Consider the following 19026-nt stretch of genomic DNA (forward strand, 5'->3'; position numbering starts at 1 on the left):
TCATGAGATTTTACCGTCACTTTTTCAGTTAAATCACCCTTACTTATGGTTACTGCACTATCCTTGAGCGCTTTAATCGGTTTTATAATTGCCTTCATGACAAAGAAGAATACAATCCCACTGATTACAATTGCGGCGATTAGTACGAGAAACGTCTTATACAAAATAGATGATGCTGATTGGTCAATTTCCTTCGCAAAAATTGTCCCTGTGATTTTCCAATTTGTCAGTTCATTCGTTGTAAAGAACATAATACGATCATCACCGTCAAAGACATATTCAAACGTTCCCGATTTGCCCTCGTATATTTTATCGAGGAAGCTTTCTTTTAATTGGCCACCCGGTTCTAATGTCGGATGTGAGATGACCAAGTTATTTTCACCAAAAATAGAAGGATATCCATTTTTCCCTATTTTTATAGAGTCCGAAACTTTTTGAAGGTCTGTCAATTTTAAATCAATCGCCACTACCCCAGATTGATCTTTTACCTGACGAGCAATTGTTACAATCATTTCTCCTGTCGCTACATCTTTATAAGGACTCGTTATTAACGTTTCACCCTTCAAAGCCGTAGCTTCTTTATACCAATCTCTTTCCAAAGGATTGTAATCAGCGCTATTCGATTTTGGTTCTACAAATACTTCTCCGTCATTTGTTCCAATATAAATGCTTAAAATATCCGGACTCAACTTCATATATTCTTGAAAATTTGGTAGTATTGTTGTTTCATTCTGTTCATACTTAGAAGAATCTATTTCCTCACTAAAGGAAGTAATTTCGTTTATTTTTGCGCTAATGGAACTATCAATTAACGTATTCAAAATTTTAACACTTTCATCTGCACTAAAAAGTATTTCTTCTCTTATCGAATTTTTTGCTGAAAGATACGATAAGCTTCCTACAGAAATAACTGGGATTAGTAAGATAAGAGCAAATAATGTGTAGAGCTTACCCTTAAAGCTTCCAAATAATCGTTTCATACAATAGCTCTCCTTTTATTTTCATTAGTTTTTAAAATATGTTTTATCCGATTCAGTTTCACAAAAGAAAACCGCCTCGGTTCGCAACCTTCCCTTCTCATATCGATTAAATTTTCTTCCTATGCTTTTATCGGACGAAATACTTAAATTCAAACCCCTTTTTTCATTTTTTTGATTTTCTTAATATAAATTCTTCTATTTTGATACTACTTCAATATGTAGTGAGACACAAAACCCCTATGTATCACGTTTTAACTATGATGCATAGGGGCTATTGTTGTTAGTATTTAAATGCTTGAATCGATTCTTGTAGGTCAACCGCCATTTTTGCCAAATGTGTAGAGGCTGCTGCTACTTCTTCCATCGCTGCGTTTTGTTCCGCAGAGGATGCCGTAACACTTTGAACATTGCTACTTGATTTCATAGATACTTCGCTAATGTAGTCGATTTCTTTTACAAGTTTTTCGATATCTTGATGGATCATTCGAATAGCTGCTGTAACTGATTCGGTTTGTGCTTGCACATCATTAATGGCATTGTCAATTTGCATGAAATTATCGCTTGCCACATTTACTTTTTCACGACCGACTTTTACAGAATCATTACAACTGATCGTGTCTTCCTCGATTATTCTTGTATCCTCAGTAATTTGCACAACAACCTTTTCAATATCCACTGCTGCTAAATTCGATTCATCCGCTAGCTTTCGCACCTCTTCTGCCACTACGGCAAAACCCTTGCCATGCTCACCGCTTCGTGCTGCTTCTATAGAGGCGTTGATAGCCAATAGATTTGTTTGGGTAGCTATATTTTTAATAACATTGACTGCTGAGACGATTGCCGCAGTATTTTCATCTAAGTCTTTAACACGTGTACTTAGCTCTGCTGTATGTTCCGCAATTTCATTCATCTGTTCATTGACATTACGGACTGAGGAACGTCCTATGCTAGCCATATTTTTAGTTTCTATCGTTGCATCGTTCACATGATCAATACTCGTTGATATGTCATTCATTTTTTTAAAAATATGGGAGGATAAGTTACGTACATCACCTGTCAATGTATCCTGTTCTTCAATACCATGGGCAATATCTTGAATCGATTCTGAGACAACTTCTGTTGCCTGTGTCACTTCCATACTACTCGCTGTGAGCTGCTCGGAAGTTGCTGCTACTTGCTCAGATGAATTAGCGACATGCTTCATAGTATGACTAAGCTTTTCTGACATCGAATTAAACGAAGCTGCCAGCTGCGCAAACTCATCTTTTGTTTTAAATTGCAGGTGCGTTTGTAAATTGCCATTTGAGAATTTGTCCATTTCTACTACCGTTTGTTGAATATTTTTAGCGACTCTACGACCAAAAGTTGTCGCAATAATAATGCTTATAAGCAAGGAAACAATTGCTAGTATGGCAATTTCTTTGCCACTGTTGTCGCCTTTTTGCTTTGTAGCCTCTATACGGGCCTGCATTTCGTCCTGCTGAGCCGTTGCCATCGTTTTTCCAAACTCAACAAGCTTTAGCGAGCCTTTCCCTAAAATCGGTAATGCCAACTGCTGTGCTTGCTGTTTTTCCCCACTTTGAAAAAGCGGTACAATTTGTTCATCTATTGGCTTTTCCCATTCCTCTAACTGCCTTAAAAACTGTTCAAAGTCCTTATTTTTATGTCCGAGTTCTTCAAGACGATGTATAGATTTATGTAAAGTATCTCTTATTTCGAGATGATTATTGAGCATGTCTTCTTTACCATATAATATATACCCCCGAATAGCTGCGTTTGCCCGAACCGTTTGGAAGGAAATATCATTATACAAATTGATTAATTCCGTCTTTTTTTCGATTTGCGCAAGTGTTTTTTTATTTTCATTTAAAAAGTAAATGGCAATGCTAGTAATTAGTAATAGAAAGACTAAAACTATACCAAAAGAAAATTGCAGTTTTCGTTCTACCGTTGATTTCATACGACTCCCTCTATTCCCCTTTAAACGTTAATCCTCTTAAAGTATAGACTAAATTTACCTATCCACCTATAAAAAGTGCGTCTTTTATCATAAATTAACACAAAAATTTTACAAAAAATATAACACACCACCAAATGTCTTGACTTCTCTAAATTCTGAACAGCAGTTTCAAAGACGCCTTTATTTATGGGGTTTCTTGTCACCCAGTAAAATTTGAGTTACCATTTCATCGGACGCCCCCAAGATGCTTTGCTCTGTGCGTCTGCACAAAGCTACCAGCCGTAAAAGAAGCCACCCCCCTCGTTATAGAACTGATCAATATTTTTGATTTAAGAAAAAACATTCACTACGCTTTCGTTAACTATTTGGGCACAATACCCAATTTTGGGTATAATATTAATATGAAAATAAGAAAAGGAGAATAATAGAAAATGAGTAAGCCAAATTTGTATGTAAGTTTAGTAGTAGGCTCTAATTGTGATATCGAATCTCTTGCATTACGCTCAGTACTTGAGTCATTTGGTGTTCGAGTAACACTTCATTTAATAGGAAGACCAAATGATTTTATTGATGTTTTATCAGGAGAAGATTTGAATGATCAAATAGATTATTTAATTTTAAACTTTCACGGGGATGAAGGACGCTTTTGCATGCCAGAGCTAGGCCCCGAAGTTTATGAGTTAAATGAACCAAGAGGTGAATTTTTCGGTCCTCAAGAGATCTTAAATTATTGTAAATTAAAAGATGTGAAGGTAATTGCCTCGGGCTGTACTTTAGGTGAAAAACAGCTAGCAAATGCCTTTTTAAAAAGTGGTTGCCATTCATATTTAGGCCCGAATGATTATATAGATGGGAATGGAAATTTAATGTTTCTTATAAGATTTATGTACGAAATCATTGCCAATAAGCGAACACAGCAGGAAGCCTTAGAACTCGCAAAATCGATTGACGAGGAAACTTCAATGTATCAGCTTTATTTTGCATAGCAGATAAATCCGAAGAGGCTGGGATAAATGTGTTGCAGCCAACAAAAATACCGAACTTTCCAATGATACTCTAATGAGTTGTTTCGAAATAGTTCGGTTTTTCTAGTTATCGTGTTTTGTTAATTAGAGATTATACGGCCTTATGAAGGAACCATTTAGTTATGTCCCAGCCTATTTCTTAATTATTGTTGATGTTTTTTTATCATAGACTCTGTAAAAATCTGAGATTGCCCCTTTGGAATACTTAATGTTTGCCAATCAGAGCCCTTTAGTTGTTTAGCGATGTAAACGATTTGACCGACATGTTGTGAATAGTGGGACATTTGTCTTTCGATAGCGTCTATGACGGAATGCCGTTCTCCTCTTATCGTTACATACCTTTGTAAATCAGTTTCCTTTAAACCTAGTAAAGCATCTAAAAATACTTGCCAGCCCTTTTCCCATACCATCATAATCTCTTCTTTTGTCTGAAGGCTATCGGTAAATTCATCGTCACGATTTCTCGTTTCCTTCTCACCATCTGTCGTTAGAAAGCCAGTCCATCTCGATAGCATATTACCGCTCACATGTTTTACGATAACGGCAATGCTATTGGATTCTTCATTAAAAGCCCAATGCAGTTGTTCATTATCCAATTGTAAAAGTGTTTTATCACCTTGTTCTTTCACACTTTTAAACCTTTTCTGAACAACGTTTAAGTAAGTCTGCTCCATGCTCATTCATGAAAGCCCCCTTTGTTCCATTAGCTACTATAAATATTTTATTTCAAACAAATACACTATAAACGAGGTTAAAGTTATAAAGGATTAAATTTGAACAAAAAAAACCGTCTCTTCATACTATTGAGACGGTTTCATTCTATCTATTATAAATTTTCATCAATATATGTTTCTATATCTGATGCAATTGTGTCAATAGGGACATCCTCGGCATTCTCTGCAAATCCAGAATACGTTTTTACGATTTTGCCATCTTTATCAACTAAGAAAAATTGATTTCCGTGTATCACTTGGTCGGTTTTAGGATCATCTTTTACCCATATTTTAGTTGATTTGACTGCGAACTGTTCGATATATTTTTGTGAATATCCAGTAAGAAGATTCCATTTTGATTCATCTGGAACATTATATTTGCCTAAATAATTAGCTAATATTTCTGGCTTATCTACATCTGGATCAATTGAAAACGCAACAATATTATAATCTTCCACACCTTTTTTCTTCAGCTTTTCTTGAACTTGCGTCATATTAAAGGTCATTGGTGGACAAATCGATGTACAATTTGTGAAAATATACATACCAATCCATGGTTTCCCTTTTAAACTCTCTAAAGAAACTTTTTCTCCGCGTTGATTAACATGTTCAAAATCCGGTAACTCCAAGCTATAATCTGCTTTAAATTTTGTATTTCCACATGCACTGAGCACTGCAGCTAATGCAAACAGTAGAACAAGCCCCATTATTTTATTTCTCATCTTTAACACGCTCCCTACTAACACTATCCCCATCCTATCGTACGATGTAAATATTGGCAAGGACACTCAAGTGACAGCTTTCGTACATCTTTGTGAAATCGATTTCACTTTAAGGAAACAAGTGCATCATGAATTGCATCTAATTTAACTTCTACTCGATGTAGTAAATAAAACGACACTAAGATAGGAAAACCGATATCCGATATCATGTTTAACCACTGTTCCATGTGGCCCCTCCTTTACTAAGGTTATCATAAATACTATTGCTAAAATGGTCCTTGCAGAAAATCCCGCAAAGACCATTTCATGACTATTCGATCCCTAATTCAAATTCTCTTACTTGTCGATCAACGATGCGAGCCTTAGTCATTGCCACCAAAGCACTAGCTTGTCTATCAAAAACATTTTTAGCGATGATCGTTTGCATAACCTGTTGAATTTCCTCCGCTGTTACATTTGGCTTCGGTGCATCAATCGCAATCGTTGTCGTTTTCCCTGCCGCTGTCTCAAATTGCAGCTCTAAAACTTGTGTCATTGCTTTCTCCCCCCTTAGGATAAATCTGTTGTTTCTTGTTTTTCAATGCTATCTAGTGCGTGTGAAGATAGACTTGCAATAGCCTTTGCTACGTCTACTAAATCCTCTGCTGTATGCGAGCCGTTTAAATTGCGGTACGTTTTAAATGTAAATATGGGCTCGTTTTGTGCATTCTGTCCAGTAATATACTTTAAGCGCAATGAAGCACCTATGAAATTGACTTTTGCCATGAGCGTCACCTCCTTTTACAATATATACTGACTTATTGCTAAAAAAGGGACATTTAGGATGGATTTTTTTCTGCAAGCTTTTATAATAGAGTAAGAGAAGGCAAAGAGGTGAACGATTTGTTAACTGGTTGGTTTTTATGGTTTATCCTATTTTGGGTAGTTGTGCTTATTTCGTTTATGGCGATAGGCGGATTTTTCATGTTCCGTAAATTTTTAAAGGCATTACCGAAACAGGACGGTAAATCTGATTTAGATTGGCAAGAATATTATTTAGATAAAACGATTCATTTATGGGGACAACCTGAGAAGGAGCTTTTATATGAACTTGTAAGCCCTGTACCTGAGCTATTTCGACAAGTAGCAAAGGAAAAAATTGCAGGGAAAATTGGCGAACTAGCTTTAGAAGAAAAAGCACCTGCCATTAGCCAAGATTTAATTATTCGAGGCTATATCCAAGCAACACCAAAGCGCGACCATAAATTTTTACGTAAAAAGTTAGATGAAATGCAAATTGACATTGCTCCATATGAGCATTTGTTTGATTAATGGTACGCTGCACAATGATTTGTGCAGCGTTTTTACTGACCTTAGATAAGTTTCATCATATATTCTCTGCTAGTACAGGGGGTTGATCCGTCACTCTGCGTTCTTGCCCTCCCCCTTTTTTCCGTTGCCTTTGTCTTTTATTCCGTCGCTCGGACGACTCTTTCCGTCGCTTGGATGGTTCTTTCCGTCGCTTGGACAGCTCTTTCCGTCGCTCCAGCAATCCTATCCGTCGCCTTGCGTTCTATCCTTCATTTTGTCTCTTCTTTCCGTCGCTTGGATTGCTCTTTCCGTTACTTGGACGGCTCTTTCCGTCGCTTGGACGGCTCTTTCCGTCACTCCGGCAATTCTATCCGTCGACCTGCGTTCTATCCTTCATTTTGTCTCTTCTTTCCGTCGCTTGGATTGCTCTTTCCGTTACTTGGACGGCTCTTTCCGTCGCTTGGACAGTTCTTTCCGTCACTCCGGCAATCCTATCCTTCGCCCTGCGTTCTATCCTTCATTTGGACTCTTCTTTCCGTCGCTTGGACGGCTCTTTCCGTCACTCCAGCAATCCTATCCGTCGCCTTGCGTTCTATCCTTCATTTGGACTCTTCTTTCCGTCACTTGGACGGCTCTTTCCGTCACTTGGACGGCTCTTTCCGTCACTCCGGCAATCCTATCCGTCGACCTGCGTTCTATCCTTCATTTTGACTCTTCTACCCGTCCGTTATACTGTAGCTCCCATCAATTGCTTCTGCCTTTCATTCCGCCATTCGAGCGACGCTTTCTGTCGCTTTGCCAAGACTCTCAATAGCTCGAATCGCTCTTTCCATCAGCCAAACTGGGCGCAACAAAAAAACTACACTAGATGAAATCTCTAGTGTAGTTTTCCCATTAAATATTTTTCAGCGGAATTGTTTTTTTGATTTTAATAAATTGAATAAGCATTGCGATTCGCCAAGGAAGTAACATAGCGAACGCTAAAATCCAAAACATTCCTGCTAACTCACCAACGTCAATGGAGCTACTTAATATCATTTTTGCAATTACCCGGAATACTAAAAGTCCGATTAATATAAAAACGAATGCTTTTGAACGCTTTAAATAAATATCTTGGCCTTTTACTTCAAATTTAGAAGTGGCAATTAAGATTGTTGAGAACACCATTCCGACTGCTGCCGCTTCAAGGATTTGCATAGGTGGTACTCGAAATTGTTCAAATAAAAACATTAACGCACCTGAAGACATTGCAATTGGTGGAATGATAATTTTCTTCTCATTTGTCGGTTTCTTAGATGCTCGCATACGTAAAACCATGACAAAGGTACCCATAAAAATGGCCATTATGGTCGAACCTATTACATAATATTGAGAAGGGATATTGCTAAACATAAAAATTCCTCCTCTAATGTCATTGACAATTTTGTCCAAGTAATTGATCAACTACAGCCTTTAATCTTTCTGGCTCGAAAGGTTTTGTCATAAAATCCTTTGCGCCACTTTCAATTGCTTCTACGATTAACTTTTGTTGTCCTAAAGCTGTAATCATAATTATTTTTGCATCTGGAAATTCGGGGATGATTTCTTTTACTGCTTCTATACCGGTCATAACGGGCATTGTTACATCCATCGTTACTAGATCTGGTTGTAACTCACGATACATCGCCACAGCTTCTTTACCATTTCCTGCATTGCCGACTACCTCATAACCCCATTCAGTAAACATATTACTGATTGCTACACGCATAAAGAGCGTATCATCCACTACTAAAACTGTAGGCACCTGTTCATCTCCCCCGGAACGTAATAGTACAGTATGGCTTCTTTAGTTTAGCAGATTAGAAGCCTGTAAATCCACCAAAAATAGGCTGTAAAATGCGTGTTAAATACGATAAACCGTCGAAGAATAACATTACACCAACGACAATCATAATATAACCGCCGATTTTTACAATTTTTTGGCTATGTGTACGAATCCAAGTCATACGTGCTATAAAGAAAGATAACACGAAAAACGGAATCGCAAAGCCTAAATAATAAGCCAACATATAGCTAATGCCTGCGCTTGGATTTGCACCAGCCAATGTAATAATCGATGCTAAAATTGGACCTGTACAAGGCGTCCAACCAGCCGCAAAGGCTATACCGATTAATACTGATCCAAAATAACCAGAAGGTCGATTTTTAAATTGGAATTTTCGATCCTTCATTAAAAAGTCAATTTGTAGTAAACCCACAATCATTAAACCAAATACAACGATTAGGATGGCACCAACCTGACGTAATAATGTGTGATAATTAAGGAAGAACTTGGCGGCTAATGATGTTCCTAGTCCAATCATAATAAAGATAATTGAAAATCCTAGTAAAAAGAAGAGGGTATGCAAAACTGCACGCTTTTGCATCATACCTCGTTCCGATTTTAGCTCATCTAACGACATACCTGTTATGTATGATAAAAATGCTGGATACAGCGGTAGGGTACATGGTGAAATAAAGCTTAAAAACCCTGCACCTAAAGCTAAAAATACGTTAATATCAGTTTCCATATTTTCTCACTCGCTCCTTACAGTTACTGTCTCCATCGTACCAAAAATCACTGTAAATTGCGCCCTTCCTGTTTGTGAACGTTTCATGGCAAAAAGGTGTTTAAAAAGTGAAGTTCCATCATATTATCATACAAATTAATTTTCAGACCTTATTAAATCAACGTGTATTTGCTAATGTACTTTTGCATTATGCGCTCCCCTTATATTATCTGTCAACAAAATTCACCATAATTCTACACTTCAAGTTTTGTCTCAAAAGACACTAGCAACAGAGCATTTGGCAGGCTGTTTATAGCCACCATTACCTGCCGCTTGCGAAGTTGTAGTACCCTTTTTTATTTACTGTTAATAGTTCGAAAATTAACTTTCTTCATGTATAATTAAAAAACAATAGAGCATTGATAGCATAAATGAGGTGTAGTCCTTGGAATTAAGAAAAATTAAACCGAAAAAAATATATGAGGAAGTATCTGAAATACTATATGAAAAAATTAGAACTGGCGAACTGAAGCCAGGTGACCGACTTGATTCAGTAGAACAACTTGCTGAACAATTACAAGTAAGCAGATCTGCCATTCGAGAAGCTCTTTCCGCTTTAAAAGCAATGGGGCTTATTGAAATTAAACAAGGCTCAGGTACATTTGTTAAAAGTAATCAATCCAATCAACTTGATTTCCCCTTATCAACTGCGATTTTAACAAATAAGCAAGATATCTCACATTTGTTAGAAGTACGTAAAATTATCGAAGTTGGCGCTGCAGCTAGCGCAGCCATTCATCGAACAGAAGAAGACATACAGTCAATGATGCAAATTTTAGATGAGATGAAACGAGTACAAGGAGATGGAGAGCTAGGAGAAAAAGTGGATTTTCAATTTCACGCGGCCATTTCTGCAGCTTCTAAAAACCCCCTACTTACAACTATATTGGACCAGGTTTCAGGTTTAATGATCGCAACGATGAAAGAGACACGTCGAATTTGGTTGTACTCTAAAAAAATTACGAGCGAAAAGCTGTATGATGAACATATGCAAATCTTCCTTGCGATTAAACAGCAAAATGAAGAGCTTGCCAAACATGCTATGGCTTCACATTTAAGTAATGTGGAAAAGGTCTTAATGCAATATTTTGAAACAACTAAATCTATGAAATAACAGTGAAGCTGAGACAAAAGCGTTTTTAGCCAACTAAAATACCGAACTATCCAATGAAACGCCCATGAGAGTGTTGCGGAATAGTTCGTTTTTCTTTTTATCATATTTTGTTAATTTCTTGATTATTCTGCTTACGAAGGACTATTTAGTTTGTCCCACTCTCTTTGAATTTTTTGAAAATTAACAATAAACACCTTTTATTCATCTGAACAATTGTAGTATTATAAAAACAATATATTAGTCATCAGATGACCTGTTGATTAGTTATTTAGAGAATAATAGAGACAAAAAGGAGCGATTCTCATGAAAGTAACACTTTTTGCGACTTGTTTAGTTGATATGTTTCAAGGGGATGTAGGAAAAGCTGTTGTGGAAGTTTTAGAAAGGCTCGGCTGCGACCTAGATTTTCCTGAAAATCAAATTTGCTGTGGACAACCTGCCTATAATAGTGGCTATGTAAAAGACTCTAAAAATGCTATAAAAAAAATGATTACCGCCTTTGAACATGCCCAATATGTTGTCTCCCCTTCTGGTTCCTGCGCTTATATGTTTAAGGAATACCCAAAAGTGTTTAAGGGAGATCCAGTTTGGGAGCCAAAAGCGCAAGCATTGGCAGATAAAACATATGAATTTACTGAGTTTATTGTAGATATATTAAAAGTCGAGGATGTAGGAGCACATTTAGAGGGCAAGGCTACTTATCATACCTCCTGTCATATGACACGTCTACTCGGTGTTACAGATGCACCGTTTAAATTATTAAATCAAGTGAAAGGCTTACAGTATGTAGAACTCCCAGGAAAAGAAAGATGCTGTGGGTTTGGCGGAACATTTTCAGTAAAAATGGGCAATATTTCTGGAGAAATGGTTAATGAGAAAGTACAAAATGTTGAAGAAACGGGAGCAGACATTTTAATCGGTGCAGATGCTGGTTGCTTAATCAATATTGGTGGTCGAATTAATCGACAAGGTAAGCCTATTAAAGTCATGCATATTGCGGAAGTATTAAATTGTCACTAAGAGGGGGGTAAAAGAAATGTCCATGAAAACAAGTGATGAACGCTTTAATCATCGTGTAACGAAAGAATTAGAAAATATGTTTATGCGCGGAGCAGTATCAAGTGCACAGGAGCGCTTACAAACACGGCGGCTACAACAAGCTGATGAGCTCGGACATTGGGAGGAATGGCGCTCTCACGGCGAAGAAATTCGAAAGCATGTGCTGGCGAACTTAGATTATTACTTATATCAGCTAAGTGAAAACGTCTCTAAAAGAGGTGGACATGTTTACTTTGCGCAAACAGCGAAAGAAGCGACAGACTATATTCAAAGTATCGCGAAAAAGAAGGATGCTGCTAAAATTGTAAAATCAAAATCTATGGTGACCGAGGAAATTGATTTAAACGCCACTTTAGAAAAGCTCGGGTGTGAGGTCATTGAAACGGATCTAGGAGAGTACATTTTACAAGTAGATGATCATGAGCCACCCTCTCATATCATTGCTCCAGCTTTGCATAAAAATAAGGAACAGATTCGTGACATTTTTAAAGAAAAACAAGGTTATGAAAAAACCGAAAAGCCTGAAGAACTAGCTCTATATGTACGTGAAAAATTGAGAAATGATTATTTAACAGCAGACATTGGCATTACAGGCTGTAACTTTGCTATTGCGGAGAGCGGCTCGATTACACTCGTGACAAATGAAGGAAACGCAGATTTAGTAACAGCCTTACCGAAAACACAAATTACGGTAATGGGAATGGAAAGAATTGTGCCTACATTTGAAGAGATGGAAGTACTTGTAAGCTTATTAACAAGAAGCGCGGTTGGGCAAAAGCTAACAAGCTATATTACGACATTAACCGGGATCAAAGATGAAGGTGACACAGATGGACCAGAGGAATTCCATTTAGTTATTGTTGATAATGGACGTTCTGATATTTTAGGCAGTGAATTCCAGCCTATTTTACAATGTATACGCTGTGCAGCTTGTGTTAACGCATGTCCTGTTTATCGACATGTTGGCGGTCATGCTTATGGATCTATTTATTCTGGGCCAGTAGGTGTCGTTCTTTCACCATTATTAGGTGGCTATGAGGATTTTAAAGAGTTGCCATATGCCTCCACATTATGCGGTGCCTGCACAGATGCTTGTCCTGTCAAAATACCATTACATCAGCTTATTCATAGACATCGCCAAGTAATTGTCGAAAACGAAGGAAAGGCACCTGTATCGGAAAAGTTATTAATGAAGGCCTTTGGTCTAGGTGCTTCCTCCCCTGCCCTATATAAAATGGCGACAAAAATAGCTTCACCAGCGATGGCTCCATTTACAAGGGATCAGAAAATTTCTAATGGCCCTGGCCCACTAAAAGCATGGACGGAAGCAAGGGATTTTCCAGCCCCCAATAAAGATAATTTCCGTGACTGGTTTAAACACCGACAAAAAGGAGGCGATGAATAATGACAGGTACAATTGAAAATAGAGATGTATTTTTAACGAAAATTGCAAAACAGCTTGGACGTGCACCAAAAACAGAAATCGTACGGCCTACATGGCAATATACCCCTCAAGATCGCGTCCTAAATGATGCTACACAAAATGAGTTACTAGAGGTTTTAGTTGAACAATGCAAAAATATTCATACGGATATTGTCATTACAAATACAGCTAATCTTCCTGCAGATTTACAAAAAGTAGTTGGAAATTATGGCGGTCAATCTGTTATAACATGGAAAGATGAGCGTTTTGAAAACTATGGCCTAGGAACATTAATGACTGAGCAATGGCCTCAAGAAAAGATTCAACTGTACGAATGGCATTCTGAGCAGCCACAGGAAAATATTCGACAAGCTGAAAAAGCTAACATTGGCATTACGATAAGTGAAATTACATTAGCAGAATCAGGAACTGCAGTACTTTTTAGTGATAAGGATAAAGGTAGATCAGTTAGCTTTTTACCAGAGAAGTCTATAATTTTAATTCCTAAAAGTACTATTGTTCCACGCATGACGCAAGCTGCCCGCTTTATTCATGAAAAAGTCAGACGTGGCGAGCAAATTGCCTCTTGTATCAACTTTATAACAGGACCAAGTAATTCTGCGGATATCGAAATGATTCTGATCGTTGGTGTACATGGACCAATTAAAGCTACTTATATTGTGATTGAAGATCTGTAAAACCGATCAACCAGGCATGCTTCAACATTGAAGAAATGCCTGGTTTTATCTGTTGCAATAGTATCTCGTTAAGTTAATCACTGATAAACTTTCAATAATCACCGATTAAACTGCGCATTTCTCTGTTACATTAATTTGCTACACTCTCAGTTACTATCTTCTTTTGTTCATAAAACTCTGGATGTGCTTCTTTTAAGACAGATGTTCGTAGCATTACTAGTGATATCGTCACGATAATGACACTCGTGACAAGTAAAATAACCGTTGCTGGGAATGTATCGTACAAGATGCCGTATACGACCATACCAATCGGCATCATTGACATCGCCATTGTTTCCATTAATCCCAATACGCGTCCACGATATTCTTCTGAAATTAACTTTTGCATATAAACCATAATCGGCATGTTGACCCCCATCTCAAAAATAGCGAAAATAAAGTAGATTACAATATAAAAGATTACAATAGCTAGATAGGATAAATTCGTTATTAATGGAACAACCGCCAGTCCTAAACTGCTAGCCAACAGCAATAAGCTAATTTTAGAAAAACGTAGTGGCGCCTTAACCTCTTTACGTGTTGCGAAAACGAGGGAAGCTATAAGCATACCAACTGCACCCGAAGCCTCTATAAAACCAAAATGCGTTGATTTTACTTTTAGTAATTCAATAATAATATAGGTCCCCCCTACAACGATGGCAGAGAAAAACAAATTAATCCATAATGAAATCCACATGATTGTTTTAACAACTTTTTGTTGCTTAATATAACGAAAGCCACTAGCAAGCCCCGCCCATATCTTTTCCTTTTCTAAAGTAGGTTCTCTTGTACTATAGAGAGTAAAATTCATTGTCGCTTCTAAGCAAAAAGCAATTACATAGGCCACCATATGTACAAGCAAAAAGGCTTTCATAGAGAAAAATCCATACATCATTCCGCCGATTACTGGTCCACCAATTGCTGCCAATGACACTGACATTTGATTGAATGACATTGCTTTCTGTAGGCGTTCTGGATTTACTAGAGTAGCGATTGAGGAAGAAAATGTTACACCTGAAAAGGCCGAGCAAATTGTATTAAATACAGTTGCTATATAAATAGCATAAACCGACAAACCGACCATTTCTGTATAGAGTAGTAACCCCGAAACGGTCAATATCGTACCTGCTTGTGCGAATAAAATCGTGCGTTTCTTTGAATAATTATCAGCTACATACCCTGCCAGAGGCGCGACTAATGCACGAGGCAAAATGGAACATATCATAGTAGTAGCAAAACTCATCGCTGACCCTGTCAGTGCCAAAATATATAAACCTATCCCAAATGACAACACATGTGACCCTAACAACGAAATCATTTTACTAGTTGTGAATGTCCATAAATGGTACGTCGCCTTTTTATACTTTTGCACTTCATTCATCTAAAATACCTCCTTATTTTTAATTATTTTAAAAAGTTTAATTTAATTAAACAAAATATAACATAGCTCCTACTTTTCACGCAAGAAAAAGTTTAATATAATTAAACAAAATGATATTACCACTTTTAATGAAAAAGGAGGCGAGGCAATGAACTCTTTAGGAAAAAGAATTCGCAAATTAAGGAAGGAACAAAAATTAACATTAGAGGCACTTGCCGGTGATCGTCTAACAAAAGGAATGTTAAGCCAAATTGAAAATGATAAGGCCAAGCCTTCGATGGAGAGTCTAGAATATATTGCAGAGCGTTTACATGTAAAAGCAAGTGAATTACTTGAAGAAATAGCCCCTTCTACGATACGTCACCTTTTAGAGCAGGTGGAAATATTATATGCAGATGTAGAGCTAGGTAATAATACAGAAAATTTGCAGCAAATCAAAGAGATGATTATGCCTTATGTAGAACAGCTTCCTCTAAGCTATGAAGCTGGTCGTTTACTTTATATATATGCAGTAGCTCAATACCAAGCGGGATTAACGACATGGGAATCACCGCTTCAACAAGCACGCTTTATGTTTAAAGAAATTAATTTACTAAGTCATTGGTTTGAAACGTTTATATTACAGTCCGCGATATTCATGGAAGATCGAAACTATAAAATGGCTTATTCCTGTATCTTACAAGCTAAAGAAGAGGCTGAGCAAGAAAATTATCAATTAGATTCACGAGATGCTGGAAAAATGGCTTATTTTATTAGTGTTTATCAATTAGCAATAGGAGAACATGAAGCAGGTAAACAACTCGTTAAAGAGACAATTGCCAATGCACATAAAAATCAATTTTACTCTTATATCGATGATATGTACCGTATTGCAGCGTTTTGTGCCATGATTGACAATGATTTTGAGCATGCAGAACATTTGATCAAGAAGCTAGAACAGTATCGAGTTTTTGCGGAACAAGTGAATGTAGATGCTTTTATTTTCACATTACGAGCACATTACTATAATAATTTCACTCATGATTATGAAAAGGCATTAGAAGAAATAGAGCGCTTTCGTCCACTTATGGATTTAGGATCGGTTAAATTTGATGAAAACCTATATTATTCTGAAAAGGGGAAATCTTTATATTTACTAGGTCGTTATGAAGAAGCAAAGGAAGCTTTTGAACATTTTACAAATGTTCCCCCATTCATCTTACATCCATTTGATATACTAGGCTTAAATGAGTGCTTTTCCTATAAAGCACTTTGCTATGCACATTTCGGTGAGTTAACAACCGCCTACGAAATTGCCAAAAAGGCCTATACAGATTCTCAAGATTTAATCGATCTGCCCTATAAAGAAAAAATCGAAGAAACGTATTATTCAATTAAAGCACAAATAAATTCGGTTCAATAAATAAAAGGGATTGCACATTTTAAAATTTATGGGCAATCCCTTTTTGACTTTTAGCTCGATTTATTTTTTTTCATTTCCTTCTGAATGTTGCGAAGGGCTTTTTTCGAGCCGCGCTCAATATCATGCTGAAGCTTGCGTTCTTTATAATCTACAAACAATGTCTCTAAATCATATCCTTCTGGGTATAATTCTGTTGCCGGTAGCTCTAATGCCAGTCGTTTAACATTTACCTTTACGAATTCTCTCTCATAGAACACGACAACATTATAGAAATTATCCATTTCTTGATAAACGATTCCAACGTCAGCATGATCTAACAGCTTTACACGATCTCCCTTTTTAAAGTCATACTTTACTTTAGCTCTCGTTTGCTCAAACTTCGGCTTTCTGATTTTACTATCATCTACTCGTTCTAGGAAATAATCCTTATTGTCGATATAGTCCTTCGCTCTTTGCAAAACGCTTTCACGGATATTCATTTTCTTAGAAATCCATAAAGCATTACTGTCTCCTGATGTTCCGATTACTAATTGATATAACGGCTCTAATGTTTCACTATTAAATCGCATAGCCGCATTCATAAAATCACTATGCATTTCAGAGAAACGCTTAATTTCTCCATAATGGGTAGTTGCTACTATCATGCAGCCCATATGATAGAACTCCTCTAAAATGGAGATCGCCAATGCTGCTCCTTCATTTGGTTCCGTACCGCTCCCTATTTCATCAAATAGCAAAAGAGTATTATTATTGGATGCTCTCATAATATCCGAAAGATTTTTCATATGGGAAGAAAACGTACTAAGTGCATTTTCAATACTTTGATTGTCACCAATGTCTACAAAAATATGATCAAACACAGCTATTTCAGTACCTTTATCTGCAACAATATGGAAGCCTGACATTGTAGCCAATGTTAACAAGCCAATCGTTTTGAGAACAACGGTTTTACCACCTGCATTCGGTCCTGTAATGATCAAGCTACGATAGTCTTTACCAATTTCAAAATGAAGTGCCACCGCATTACCTGTTAACAGTGGATGCGTACAATTAACGAGCTTAATATAGCCAACATCATTTAAGCCCGGTTCTACGCCTCCAATATGCTTGCTAAACTTAGCTTTGGCAAAGACCATATCATATTGGCTAATTAACTCCATGTTGATATTGATTTCACGGATATTTTCCAAGAGCAGGCCAGATAATGTCGCCAAAATCTGATATTCCTCCACCGCTTCCTCTGCTTTCAAAGTAGCCAATTCCACATTTAATTTGGCTACTGTACTAGGCTCCATAAAGACCGTTACACCTTTAGATGAAATTTCTACAATTGTTCCTTGCACATGATTTTTACAGGAAGCCTTAATGGGAATCGTGTATCGATCATCCTTTTTACTAATAAAGAACTCCTGGATATACGTTTTATTGGCACTATTATTTAAAAATTTTACTAAGCGGTCTTTAATTTTCTCCTCTGTTGTCTCGATATGATTGCGGATACGCTTTAATTCTCTACTAGCAGCTGAATCAACACGATTGGCTTTAATCGCAAAGTTTATCTCCTCTTCCACACTTTTGAATTCAGCCATCGAATTAGCATAGGATGCAAGTACGGGCGCAAAAAATTCCTTCTCCAGCATAAATTTTTTAATTTTTCTACAGCCTCTTAAAAAGTCTGAAATGCTAACTAATTCACTAGGGTCTAAAATAATCCCCTTTTCAAGCTTTTTAATCGTATTATCAATATTTGATATCCCTAAAAACGGAACATGACCTTCCGCATCTAAAATTGCTCGTGCCTCAGTCGTTTCATTTAAACGATTTTTAACAACTGTCATAATTGGGCTCGGCGTTAATTTATCTAATAACTGTTTACCTAATCCACTGACACAGTATGATTTAACGATTTCCTTCAATTCATTGTATTGTAACTTCTCAAAAGTAGTATGATTCATTGTTAATGTCTCCTCACTATGATTTTTCCATAATCATTCATGAAGATACCTACTCACTAGATAGCAATGATTTTTTATGCAATTAAAAAAGAGAAAAAAGCTGTGGGGATCCCACAGCTTTTACATTACAAGGCATGTGTAAAAAAGCATCGCGAAAAAAACTTCAATCCATTATGCGTCGGCATAATTGCGTTTGCAGGCTTTAGGCCAACACGATGTTGGTCACTCCGTTGCCATAGGACGTTGCCTTTTTAGACGGAGTTCCTCTAGCCGCTATTAACACGGAAGTATTTTCCAGAGCATTACACGCTTTATAAAGTATTGTAGGTATCTTCATAGGTATCGAAATAAATCCATGACTAAATAAGGGGTCACTTTTATGACTAAATCCCCTGTCGTCATTCCATTTATTTCATTAAGTTGTTCCTATTTAGAACCTACCGCACTCATCAAAAGCACCTCTCATTAATTTATAATATTCATCATTGTTATCTAATTGATTGACGTTATATTACTATATGTTGACAAAAAAGTAAAGTTGCTTATTTTTGTCTAACAATAGAGGAAATCTGATTACCTATAAATGGACAAACCAACAATTAAGCAGACTGTTCCAAGCAATAGGTAAATTATTATTTTAGTAACCTAATAAGGTAATTTATCTAACCAAAGTGCTC

At 36.9% G+C, this 19026-nt stretch carries 19 protein-coding genes; 7 read left to right on the forward strand and 12 right to left on the reverse strand.

Annotation, left to right across the window (positions count from 1 at the left end):
• On the reverse strand, positions 1-980 hold a 980-nt coding region (locus ACIQ7N_RS00005), incomplete at its 3' end, for a HAMP domain-containing protein (protein WP_402929398.1).
• Positions 981-1260: 280 nt separating this feature from the next.
• Entirely contained in the window at positions 1261-2940 is a 1680-nt protein-coding gene (locus ACIQ7N_RS00010; RefSeq protein WP_402929400.1) for a methyl-accepting chemotaxis protein, read from the reverse strand.
• Positions 2941-3371: 431 nt separating this feature from the next.
• Here ACIQ7N_RS00010 and ACIQ7N_RS00015 point away from each other — a divergent pair, with 431 nt between their 5' ends.
• Positions 3372-3926, forward strand: coding sequence for a delta-aminolevulinic acid dehydratase (locus tag ACIQ7N_RS00015; protein WP_402929401.1), 555 nt, complete (start codon positions 3372-3374; stop codon positions 3924-3926).
• A gap of 182 nt (positions 3927-4108) precedes the next feature.
• On the opposite strand, the gene ACIQ7N_RS00020 is transcribed toward ACIQ7N_RS00015, so the two are convergent.
• The 5 genes from ACIQ7N_RS00020 to ACIQ7N_RS00040 all read right to left on the reverse strand — a co-directional run bounded on the left by ACIQ7N_RS00020 (position 4109) and on the right by ACIQ7N_RS00040 (position 6165).
• The gene (locus ACIQ7N_RS00020; RefSeq protein ID WP_402929403.1) at positions 4109-4645 is read right to left on the reverse strand and encodes a DUF1572 family protein; all 537 of its coding nucleotides are present in this window, start codon (positions 4643-4645) and stop codon (positions 4109-4111) included.
• A 146-nt stretch (positions 4646-4791) separates the two neighbouring features.
• On the reverse strand, positions 4792-5400 hold the full coding sequence (locus ACIQ7N_RS00025) for an SCO family protein (protein WP_402929404.1): 609 nt from the start codon (positions 5398-5400) through the stop codon (positions 4792-4794).
• A 104-nt stretch (positions 5401-5504) separates the two neighbouring features.
• Positions 5505-5627 (reverse strand): YvrJ family protein, encoded by a 123-nt coding sequence (locus ACIQ7N_RS00030; protein ID WP_082337366.1) that lies wholly within the window; start codon positions 5625-5627, stop codon positions 5505-5507.
• 83 nt (positions 5628-5710) lie between these two features.
• The gene (locus ACIQ7N_RS00035; protein ID WP_402929405.1) at positions 5711-5935 is read right to left on the reverse strand and encodes a DUF2922 domain-containing protein; all 225 of its coding nucleotides are present in this window, start codon (positions 5933-5935) and stop codon (positions 5711-5713) included.
• Between the two features lie 14 nt (positions 5936-5949).
• On the reverse strand, positions 5950-6165 hold the full coding sequence (locus ACIQ7N_RS00040; RefSeq protein WP_132358773.1) for a DUF1659 domain-containing protein: 216 nt from the start codon (positions 6163-6165) through the stop codon (positions 5950-5952).
• 117 nt (positions 6166-6282) lie between these two features.
• Here ACIQ7N_RS00040 and ACIQ7N_RS00045 point away from each other — a divergent pair, with 117 nt between their 5' ends.
• Entirely contained in the window at positions 6283-6711 is a 429-nt protein-coding gene (locus ACIQ7N_RS00045) for a DUF2621 domain-containing protein (protein ID WP_132359427.1), read from the forward strand.
• Positions 6712-7584: 873 nt separating this feature from the next.
• Here the strand turns inward: ACIQ7N_RS00045 and ACIQ7N_RS00050 are convergent.
• Genes ACIQ7N_RS00050 through ACIQ7N_RS00060 form a run of 3 tightly spaced genes read right to left on the reverse strand, consistent with a single transcriptional unit; the run spans position 7585 to position 9239 of the window.
• Positions 7585-8082 (reverse strand): CcdC family protein, encoded by a 498-nt coding sequence (locus ACIQ7N_RS00050; RefSeq protein ID WP_248718626.1) that lies wholly within the window; start codon positions 8080-8082, stop codon positions 7585-7587.
• A 19-nt stretch (positions 8083-8101) separates the two neighbouring features.
• On the reverse strand, positions 8102-8473 hold the full coding sequence (locus ACIQ7N_RS00055) for a response regulator (protein ID WP_248718625.1): 372 nt from the start codon (positions 8471-8473) through the stop codon (positions 8102-8104).
• Between the two features lie 55 nt (positions 8474-8528).
• Complete coding sequence (locus ACIQ7N_RS00060; protein WP_132358779.1) at positions 8529-9239, reverse strand: cytochrome c biogenesis CcdA family protein; 711 nt, start codon at positions 9237-9239, stop codon at positions 8529-8531.
• 424 nt (positions 9240-9663) lie between these two features.
• Here ACIQ7N_RS00060 and ACIQ7N_RS00065 point away from each other — a divergent pair, with 424 nt between their 5' ends.
• The 4 genes from ACIQ7N_RS00065 to ACIQ7N_RS00080 all read left to right on the forward strand — a co-directional run bounded on the left by ACIQ7N_RS00065 (position 9664) and on the right by ACIQ7N_RS00080 (position 13572).
• Positions 9664-10392 carry a FadR/GntR family transcriptional regulator gene (locus tag ACIQ7N_RS00065; RefSeq protein WP_402929407.1) on the forward strand — a complete coding sequence of 243 codons (729 nt, stop codon included), beginning with the start codon at positions 9664-9666 and terminating at the stop codon, positions 10390-10392.
• A 303-nt stretch (positions 10393-10695) separates the two neighbouring features.
• Complete coding sequence (locus tag ACIQ7N_RS00070; protein WP_402929408.1) at positions 10696-11412, forward strand: (Fe-S)-binding protein; 717 nt, start codon at positions 10696-10698, stop codon at positions 11410-11412.
• Between the two features lie 16 nt (positions 11413-11428).
• Positions 11429-12856 carry a LutB/LldF family L-lactate oxidation iron-sulfur protein gene (locus ACIQ7N_RS00075; RefSeq protein ID WP_402929409.1) on the forward strand — a complete coding sequence of 476 codons (1428 nt, stop codon included), beginning with the start codon at positions 11429-11431 and terminating at the stop codon, positions 12854-12856.
• Positions 12856-13572 carry a LutC/YkgG family protein gene (locus ACIQ7N_RS00080; RefSeq protein WP_402929412.1) on the forward strand — a complete coding sequence of 239 codons (717 nt, stop codon included), beginning with the start codon at positions 12856-12858 and terminating at the stop codon, positions 13570-13572. The genes ACIQ7N_RS00075 and ACIQ7N_RS00080 overlap by 1 nt, the downstream gene beginning before the upstream one ends.
• A 130-nt stretch (positions 13573-13702) precedes the next feature.
• On the opposite strand, the gene ACIQ7N_RS00085 is transcribed toward ACIQ7N_RS00080, so the two are convergent.
• Positions 13703-14992: an MFS transporter gene (locus ACIQ7N_RS00085; protein ID WP_402929413.1), complete on the reverse strand. Its 1290-nt coding sequence runs from the start codon at positions 14990-14992 to the stop codon at positions 13703-13705.
• 148 nt (positions 14993-15140) lie between these two features.
• Here ACIQ7N_RS00085 and ACIQ7N_RS00090 point away from each other — a divergent pair, with 148 nt between their 5' ends.
• Positions 15141-16394, forward strand: coding sequence for a helix-turn-helix domain-containing protein (locus tag ACIQ7N_RS00090; RefSeq protein WP_402929415.1), 1254 nt, complete (start codon positions 15141-15143; stop codon positions 16392-16394).
• A gap of 50 nt (positions 16395-16444) precedes the next feature.
• On the opposite strand, the gene ACIQ7N_RS00095 is transcribed toward ACIQ7N_RS00090, so the two are convergent.
• Positions 16445-18349 carry an endonuclease MutS2 gene (locus ACIQ7N_RS00095; RefSeq protein WP_402929416.1) on the reverse strand — a complete coding sequence of 635 codons (1905 nt, stop codon included), beginning with the start codon at positions 18347-18349 and terminating at the stop codon, positions 16445-16447.
• Between the last annotated feature and the right edge of the window lie 677 nt (positions 18350-19026).

This window comes from Lysinibacillus sp. NPDC095746 (assembly GCF_044763535.1).
Lineage (GTDB): Bacteria > Bacillota > Bacilli > Bacillales_A > Planococcaceae > Lysinibacillus.